The 9,711-nt window shown below is 45.0% G+C and carries 3 protein-coding genes; 1 reads left to right on the top strand and 2 read right to left on the bottom strand.

Going from position 1 to position 9,711, the window contains the following annotated elements; genetic code table 11:
- Positions 1 to 181 precede the first annotated feature (181 nt).
- Both M0Q51_09785 and M0Q51_09790 read right to left on the bottom strand, forming a co-directional pair.
- Entirely contained in the window at positions 182 to 3,436 is a 3,255-nt protein-coding gene (locus M0Q51_09785) for a T9SS type A sorting domain-containing protein (protein ID MCK9400263.1), read from the bottom strand.
- Positions 3,437 to 3,655: 219 nt separating this feature from the next.
- Positions 3,656 to 7,336, bottom strand: coding sequence for a T9SS type A sorting domain-containing protein (locus tag M0Q51_09790; protein MCK9400264.1), 3,681 nt, complete (start codon positions 7,334 to 7,336; stop codon positions 3,656 to 3,658).
- A gap of 246 nt (positions 7,337 to 7,582) precedes the next feature.
- On the opposite strand from M0Q51_09790, the gene M0Q51_09795 reads away from it, so the two are divergent.
- Entirely contained in the window at positions 7,583 to 9,583 is a 2,001-nt protein-coding gene (locus tag M0Q51_09795; protein ID MCK9400265.1) for a DUF3857 and transglutaminase domain-containing protein, read from the top strand.
- Positions 9,584 to 9,711: the final 128 nt, after the last annotated feature.

A 9,711-nucleotide genomic window follows, 5' to 3' on the forward strand; every position in this document is an offset into this window, starting at 1 on the left:
TTATTTGGTTAGTAATCAATAAACAAGACAAGGTTTTGGGCAGAATGGTTGCATTTTGAATGTTATTTAAGTTTCTCGCTGATTTACGCAGATCAAGACGCGGATTTGCGCAGATATTTTAAATGCCGATTCTGCGTTTATCTGCGAATAAATCTGCGTTTATCTGCGAGAAACCTAATAATCAATGAATTATCAGCACCTTCCTGGAAATAGTCTCCTTTTCTGTCTCAACCCTGATCATGTAAACCCCTGACGGATAACCTGAAACTGGTATTTCAAGATGCCGGTCATCAACCTTTTTCTTCAACATCAATTCACTAAAGGAGTTGTAAATGCTGACAGAATGCAAGGTTTCTGTTGATTCGACCCGGATCACATCCGAGCTTGGGTTCGGGTAGATGGATAATGAATCATTTTCGTTTTCAACAATTCCGGGACATCCTTCCCATCCTTCATTTGAAAAACCTGATTCACATGTGTCATTTTCGTTTATAAAAAGTGCGGAAACTTTATAGAGGTGATAATTAATCCCTCCACACACGGAATCATCCAGATAATAATTCTGATCCGAGTATTCTCTGAGGAAATAAGGTTCCCCGTCATCTGACCGGTAAATGGCATATTTAACCGAATTTTGGGAATCCCTATTTTTATCATCGAGAGATTGAATATGAGCCGCTATATTCCAATTATAATCCAATTCCGGATCGATTTCCAGCAAGGTTTGCCAATCTCCGAATTTCAACATGTTGCCATAACCATCTATGGCGGGGCCATCATCGACGCCTGCAGGGTATCCGGTATATCCGTTAAATTGATAACCAACCCATAATTCCTGGGTGATATCGATCGGCACCGGTGTATCCAGTGTAACGTAGTTCCACTGTCCGATAAGAGGGGAAATCACTTCCTGATCTACGACCATATTAGCTGCGTCGGCACCAATCCAAACCCTGACCTTGTAGGTTGTCTCTTCTTCTGCCGGAAAGAAGGCGATTTGTATTACAGAAGCACCTTCAAAATCTGTTAGCTGTGCCGGCTCCCATCGTGCTGCAACATCAATATCCAACGGAGTGGAAACACCTATTGAATTGCCTGCATTTACCCCATCATCCCAATAAATCCATTGATCCACAAAACCTATACCTAACGGGCTTTTCCAATTTAATTCAATATCGCCAGTAAAATAATTCGCATGAACTTCCAGATCATAGGGTGCTTTACAAGTCCTGTAAACATGGATATTATCAATACACCAGCTTAAAATGTTTATTGAGTTCTCACCATGGGCAGAAAAGCGAATCTTAAAAACTTCATTCATAGCTAATGGGGTGATATCAAGGTGTTCCGAAAGCCAGTCGAAGCTTCCTTCCAGGTTTGAAAAGGTGTCTGCTGTTGCCCACACCTGGCTTTCCCAGTTCCAGACCTGAACAAATAGAAATTCATTACCTGTTGGCATGACGGCATCAAGCTTGATATCAAAATCCAAGAATATCTGGCCTTCAGACATAGAATCGGCCTGGAGGGGATAACTTTCCAGACTTATAAAGTAGTTGCTCTGGATCGGATCCCAGGTGAATTCGGCAGTTGGTGCCGGGTGCCCTGCCTGGCCGTTAATTGACCAGTTTGGCCCGTCTGTAGTCCAATTATTTTCATCAAAATTCCCTGAATCCCAGTTTTCCAGGAAATCAAGCGGATAACCATATCTGCAAATAAATTCGGTTTCCAGTGGCATAGATTCCCCGGTTTCGCCCGGATATCCATAAGAAGTAAGATCGTATAATGCCGTAAGTTCGTATTGATAGATTCCCGGTTGTAAACCCTCATCTACATATATTGGCGGAATTGGCCCAGTTGGTACAAATTCAACAAAATCCCCATCCCTGTAAAGATTATATCCCAGGAAACCAGGAGGAATAGCGCCTGTGGAATCCATCGGCGGGCACATGATGAGTGGCAGGAGCCCGGTATCGGCCTGGTAGAAACATGAGGGAGGGTACAAATATTCCGATATAAATGATACATATTCCGATGAACTCAAACCACTGGTATATTGTGCTTTTACATTGAGGGTATATTCCTGGCCATAGGAAAGGGCGGGCAGATCCAGGAAAGTCGTATCAGTGGTTGCAATCAAAGTATCATTGAGAAACACCCAGTAACCGGTTAACGTGTAAGGAGGCTCGGGCGAATAAACCCGCACGCTATCAATTGCCCAACCGGACGCATCCTGCCCGTTATCATCCGCATGAAAAGCAAACCATATCCGGTCGCTTTCCGGGCCTGAGAAGGCGCTAAGGTCAAGTTCAATCAGTTCCCAGGATGTTGAAGGCTCCAGTTGATATAATGTTTCCCATTCAGAATAATCAAAGCTGTATTCTATAAAGGCCTCCTGCCCGTTGATGCCATCAAAATAACTATAAAATGAAAGAAAGTTATTGAACCTGTAGTCAAGATTAGGAGCGGGAGTGATCAGATAATCCATGCTTCCGTTATTGCTGTCACCAACAAACAAGTCATTTGTGCATGCATAATAGCTATACCATCCGGGAATGCTCCATCCGGCGCCGCTTCCATCACTGGTCCTGAACCAGCCATTCCCCTCGCTTAATGCCTGCCAGCCGGCTGGAGGAAAAATATTATCTTCAAAATCCTGATCGAGACCAACTACCTGAGGTGGATCCCATGTTGCATGCAGCGAAACCGGATCCACAGATAAATTCCTTATGGGATAATGTCTGCACGATAGCATTATATTAAAAACCTTATCAGAACCAATATATTGATTTTCAAGAATATAATAATCATTTCCAGGCGCATATACTGTAATGTCAATGTGTATTCCACCGGGTGAACAAAACTCAAGAGTAATTGATCCGCTTCCACCCTCCATATCGATCGGGTAAACTACTCCGTTAACTGTTAAAACGGTATATTCCCACCAGGTCGTGTCGCATAAAATAACACTGATGAATACAGTAAATGAATTCAGATGTCCTACAACATTGGAAACATTGTAATCCGACCATTCCCCGCTGGTATAGTGCGATTTTACACCATAAGCAAACCACCCTTGCGGCAATCCGGCCCAATCATAATCATGATATTCCGAGAGGGAGGTTGTGTCCAGAAATGTCGTGTCGCCAAGCAGGGGAGAGCCGTTCGGATCGAAATTGGAAAAACGGTCGATCTGGTAATAATCAATTTCCTTTTCCCTGTCATTGTGTAAAAGTTCCAGGTAATAAGACCGACCGGGCCATTCTATGTGGCACCAGGTGTCGTCATCCATGACAGTGGCCACGACAGTGAACCTGGAATCGGTAATTGCCCGGCTTGGTATAACCTCAGACGTGGGTTGCACAGCCTGGGGAAATCCTATATCTCCAAACAGGAGAAAAAAAAGCACGAAACACAAACGGTATAACTTTTTCATCATGGCAATTGTTGTTTCTTGATGACAAAGACACGTTTCACGGACGGAAGGGAAGAACATATATTAAGACAAGGTTTAGCTCAGAATGGTTGCATTTTGAATGTTATTTAAGTTTCTCGCTGATTTACGCAGATCAAGACGCGAATTAGCGCAGATATTTTAAATGATGATTCTGCGTTTATCTGCGAATAAATCTGCGTTTATCTGCGAGAAACCTAATAATCAATGAATTATCAGCACCTTCCTGGAAATAGTCTCCTTTTCTGTCTCAACCCTGATCATGTAAACCCCTGGCGGATAACCTGGAACTGGTATTTCAAGATGCCGGTCATCAACCTTTTTCTTCAACATCAATTCACCAAAGGAGTTGTAAATGCTGATAAATCTCAATTCTTCTGAAGATTCAATCCTTATAAAGTCATTTGATGGGTTTGGGTAAATGTTGATATAAGATTCTTGATTATTTTCATTTAGTCCATCACAACTCTCCCATCCTTCATTTGAAAAATCCGATTCACAGGTGTCAATTCCACTAATATGAAGGGCAGTAACTTTATATCCATGAAAAAAGGGAGGAAGTCCACATACAGAATCATCCATATAGAAATTCTGATCCGAATAATCTCTAAGGAAATAAGGCCCGGCGTCATCATACCGGTAAATCGCATATTTTATCGAACTGTTATATTGAATATTTTTATAAAGATAAGCCTGGATGTTCCAGTTAAAATCCAGTTCCGGGTTAATTTGCAATAAGGTTTGCCAACCTCCAAGGTTTACCATGTTGCCGTATCCGTCGATTGCAGGACCGTTATCCACTCCTGCCGGATAACCTGTAGAATTATTCACACGGTAACCTACCCACAATTCTTTTGAAACGTCCAGGACTACAGGCGTAGTCAGCGTTACAATGTTCCATTGGTCAATAAGAGGATTCTCGACCGGCTGATCAACGATCAGGTTAGCGGCACCTTGTCCTATCCATACCCTAAGCTGGTATGTTGCTGCTTCTTCTCCCGGGAAAAATGCGATTTGTGTTAATGAATAACCATCATAATCTGCCAGCTGGGAAGGAATCCATCGGGCTGCGACATCAAAATGATCAGCACCGCTTGTACCGATCGAGGTACCTGAATATACACCATCATCCCAATGAATCCACTGATCGTATTCAATACCATCCCATGTGAGTTGTATTCCATTATAACTCCCCATAACGTCCAAATTATAAGGTTCATTACAATCCCGGTAAACATGGATATTGTCGACTAACCACCATAAAAGGTTTACTGATGATTCACCCTGAGCAGTAAAACGAATCTTAAAGACTTTATTTATCGCATAATCAGTAATCTCAAGATGTTCAGATACCCAGCCAAAACTACCGTAGTCGTTCAAATAAGTTTTTGCTGTTGACCACGCCTGGCTTTCCCAGTTCCAGACCTGAACAAATAGAAATTCATTACCTGTTGGCATGACGGCATCAAGCTTGATATCAAAATCGAGGTAAATCTGCCCGGCAAACATTGAATCCGCCAGGAAAGGATAACTTTCCAGGCTCATGGAGTAATCGTTCTGGATTGGATCCCAGGTGAATTCTGCTGCCGGGGAGGGATTCCCAACCTGGCCGGTAATCGACCAGTTTGGCCCTTCAGCAGTCCAGTTATTCTCATCAAAATTCCCTAAACTCCAGTTTTCCAGGAAATCAAGCGGATACCCCCATCTCATAATATAATTGGTCCATTGTGGCATTGATTCCCCGGTTTCACCAGGAAAGCCAAAAGGGGTAAGATCAAACACACCGGTAAGTTCGGCATCTGTATGGATTGGAGAAGGCCATTCCGGATCATAAGTTGTTGTTGAAGAAGGTAAAAAAGTAATGAAACTACCATTTAAGTGGAGATTATATCCCATAAAATTAAAAGGAACAGCTCCTGTGGAATCCAGCGGCGGGCAGATGATCAGTGGCTGATTTCCGGTATCAGCCTGGTAGAAGCATGACGGGGGGTAAAGGTAAACTGATGTGAATGTTGTGCATTCCGCTTCACTTAGTCCGGAAGGGTAATGTGATTTCACACATAGGGTATATTCCTGTCCATAGGAAAGAACGGGCAAATTTATGGAAGTCGTATCGGTTATCGCTATCAAGGAATCGTCGAGATAAACATAGTAATCGATCAATGAGGCAGGTGGATCAGGTGAATAGACTCTTACACCGTCAATGGCCCAGCCGGATGCATCCTGCCCGTTATCATCCGCATGGAATGCAAACCAGACAGGTTCGCTTTCCGGACCTGAGAAGGCGCTGAGGTCAAGTTCAATATATTCCCAGGATGTTGAAGGTTCAATCTGATCCCATATATCCCAGTATGGATCGCCATCCATGCTGTATTCTGCAAAAGCCTCCTGCCCGTTACTTCCATCAAAATAACTATTGAATGAAAGAATAAAATTATACGTGTACCTGAGATCAAGAACAGGCATGATCAGATAATCCGTGCTCCCATTATTTTCACCCACGAGCAAATCATTGGTACAGGCATAATAACTGTCCCACCCGGGGATGTTCCATCCGGCGCCGCTTCCGTCGGTTGTCCTGAACCATCCGTTCCCATCGCTTAATGCCTGCCAGCCGGGAGGAGGAAATCCATCCTGTTCAAAATCATCATCCAGCATGACCACCTGCGGCGGATCCCAGGATGCATGCAGCGTCACCGGATCTGCGAATGTATTCCTGGCAGGATAATGAGGGCATATCAGTGATATGTTTATTGTCGAATCATCATTCCAGTAAACATTTTCCAGAACATATGCTGAATTACCCGGCGCGGTTGCCGTGATGGTATAGTATCCCTCGAAAACCTCCTCAAAAAGTAATGCCCCTGAACCATTTAAAGAGTATGACCAGTATGGATAACTGCTTCCCTCCAAAGTGACTTCCGTTAAATCCGGCCAGGTAGTATCACATAAATCGACATTGATGGTCAAATCATGATTTAATAAATGTGGTACGATATTAGAAACATCGTAATCCGTCCATTCGCCGCTGGTATAATGCGTTTTCAAACCATAAGCATACCAGCCTGCCTCCAATCCGGCCCAGTTGGTATCATTATAATATACATTAGAGGTTGTATCCAACAAAGTCGTATCGCCAAGAATAGGAGAGCCATCCGGATCGAAACCGGAAAAACGGTCAAGCTGGTAATAATCGATATCCCTTGAAGGTTCTTCATAACCAACAACCCATGCCCGGATCATGAAATCCTGCAGCGGGGAAAGGACCCAACCGGGTGCTCCCTGGAAATAGCAGTAGCTGATAAAATAAGTTGGATTATCGTTATCCACACCAACAGGCGCTGCGTTTGGAGATGGAGCAGTCTGTTTCATGGCAAGGTAGAAGTCACCTTCGGAAATATTTGCCGTCATGCCTTCAAACTCCACCCAGCCATAGTTATTTACCGTAACATCCATAGAATCGAGCGCAGTACCGGGAAGACCGTCTTCGCCGTCATCATCGTAAACCAAAACCTGGAAAGATGTTCCCAGGAACGGACCGGGGAAAGAGCCGTCGCCCACATAGATCCGGCCCCCGATTATATTTATCGGGTAACCGTAAGGAGTGAACCTGTTAGCATTCATGCTTCCGGAGTTTGCATAAATGAAATAGTCATCAGCTTCACCATCATCGTAAACCAGTTCCCAGTAAGGAGGATACCAACCCCAGACAACTTCGCACCAGGTATCGTCATCCATGACAGTAGCATGAACAAATGGCCTTGAATCAGTGAATTTTTGGTTTGGTAAAATCTCTGACTCAGCGGGTATAGCCTGGGAAAATGCTATAACTCCATGTAGGAGCAAACAGAGCATTAAAATCAAACAGTATAACTTTTTCATCATGGCGTTGGTTAATTAATAATGACAAAGAGACGTATCACGGATGGAAAGAAAGAACATATATTAAGACAAGGTTTTGCTAATAATGGTTGCATTGGAATGTAATTATGTTTCTCGCTGATTACGCAGATATTTTAAATGCTTAATCTGCGTATTTCTGCGAAAAAATCTGCGCTGATCTGCGAGAAACCTTTAATCAGCAGAAAATTACTAATATTGTTCCTCCTTAGAAATCAAAAAAATAAAGCAATGCTACGACGATTATCTCTCTTTCTCCTCTTCACCGGAAGCCTTTTCACAGCCTTTTCCGGTCCGGTGGACGAACGCCTTAAATCCATCAATGCCGCCGATTACCCCGGCGCCAATCTGGTGGTGGTGTTCGACAGCACTTTTGCCGATGTCCGTGAAACCGGCCTGACGTATGTAAACATCCACCGGCTCTATAAGGTGCTAACCCCTGCCGGAGCCCTGCAACTGAACGTCATCAAATTTGATTATGACCCGTTGTCGGCTTATGTCGATATTAAAAAAGTGGTGGTTTATAGAAGCGTGGAAGCAGGGGGGCATGGAGGCATGGATGAGGGAAGTGGAGGAGGTTCTGAGGTTACTAATCCTGTCCTCGATTACCCCGCCCCGGCCCGCGCTATCTACTGGGGCGCCAGGGAAAAGATGATCGAAGTGGGAAGGCTTGAACCGGGCGATGCCGTCGAAGTGTGGCTTTTCCGCAAGGGCTTTACCTACGCATTGCTGACGGATGAGCAAGGCGACGACGACCGCTACATCCCGCCGATGCGTGGCCATTTCTACGATATCGTGACCTTCTACAGCGACGACCCGATCATCGAAAAAGTTTACCGCGCCAGCATTCCTGCCGATAAAGTCCTGCAATATGAGTTTTATAACGGGGAAGTGCAATCATCTGCTGTCAGGCAAGGCGATATGATGGTCTATACATTTTCAAAAAAAGATATCAAACCGCTGAAAAGAGAGCCCGGCATGGTCGATCTTTCCGATGTGGCGCCCAAGCTGCTGCTGTCGACCAGTCCCGACTGGTATGCCAAATCGAAATGGTTCTACCAGGTTAATGAAGACTTCGGCAGTTTCGACTGGACACCGGAGATCAAGGCTAAAGTCGATGAGATCCTTGTCATTGCCAAGACCGAGATGGATTCGGTTTCGCTTCTCACCCACTGGGTAGCCGATGAAGTGCGTTATTCCGGCATCTCGATGGGCTGTGGCGAAGGCTACACGCTGCACAAAGGCGAGATGACCTTTACCGACCGCTGCGGCGTCTGCAAAGACAAGGCGGGTATGCTGGTGACCATGCTGCGGGCCGCGGGTTTCGAATCGTATGCCGCCATGACCATGGCCGGTTCGCGCATCGATTATATCCCGGCCGACCAGTTCAATCACAGCGTTACATTAGTGAAGCTTTCCGATGGTCAGTATCACCTCCTTGATCCCACCTGGGTTCCTTTTATCCGTGAACTATGGTCGAGCGCCGAGCAGCAGCAGAATTTCCTCAGGGGCCTGCCGGAAGGATCAGACCTGGCCATTACGCCCGTTTCTCCACCTGAAAATCATTATATCCGCATTTTCGGGACGTCGACATTATCTCCGGAAGGAACGCTGGAAGGCGAGCTGACGATTCGGGCCGAAGGGCAGTCGGATGGCGCCATCCGCCGCATGTTCACCGGCAGTTACAAAGACCAGTGGGACCATAACCTTGAAATGGAGTTGAAACGCATCAATCCAGCGGCGGAAATGCTCTCGGTGGACTATGGAGATCCTTACGATTACCAGAAAGAGCCGATCCGGATCGTCCTGAAATACCGGATACCATTTTATGCTATCGTAAAAGGAGACGAAATGATAATGAAGTCGTTTATAGCATCGGGTTTTCTACGCCGGTCAATCGGAAATCTTTCCATGGATACCCATGCCGAAATGAAAGTATATCCGTTCAGGGACCGTTGTTCGCGGCAGGTGCAACTGACCGAGTCGATCACGCTCCCTGGCAAATACCAGATCATTTACCGGCCCGAAGCAGAAACATTTTCCGATACAACAGCTTCATTCGAAGGGTCCTACGAGATGAGCCTGGATGGCAATACGCTCAGGATGAGCCAGCTTGCCAATTATAACAAGCGGATTTATCAGCCGCAGGAGTGGCCTTCATTCCGTAAAGCCACCCTGGCGCAGACCAAATTTATCGATGAACCGGTGATCCTGAAGAAGGATAGTCATTAGACATTAGTCATTAGTCCCTAAATATAGAACAATATAGTCCGTACAAAGAATAACTTACTAAATTTAAGCGTTGCCCCGTGCAGTGTAGACCGTTCAACTTATGATACTTTGATATCAATCATTAGTCT

This window comes from Bacteroidales bacterium, from assembly GCA_023229505.1.
GTDB lineage: Bacteria > Bacteroidota > Bacteroidia > Bacteroidales > JAGOPY01 > JAGOPY01.

Excerpts from the sequence above, each read along its gene's own strand:
- M0Q51_09785 (MCK9400263.1), bottom strand. The coding sequence starts at position 3,436 with ATGATGAAAAAGTTATACCGTTTGTGTTTCGTGCTTTTTTTTCTCCTG.
- M0Q51_09790 (MCK9400264.1), bottom strand. The coding sequence starts at position 7,336 with ATGATGAAAAAGTTATACTGTTTGATTTTAATGCTCTGTTTGCTCCTA.
- M0Q51_09795 (MCK9400265.1), top strand. The coding sequence starts at position 7,583 with ATGCTACGACGATTATCTCTCTTTCTCCTCTTCACCGGAAGCCTTTTC.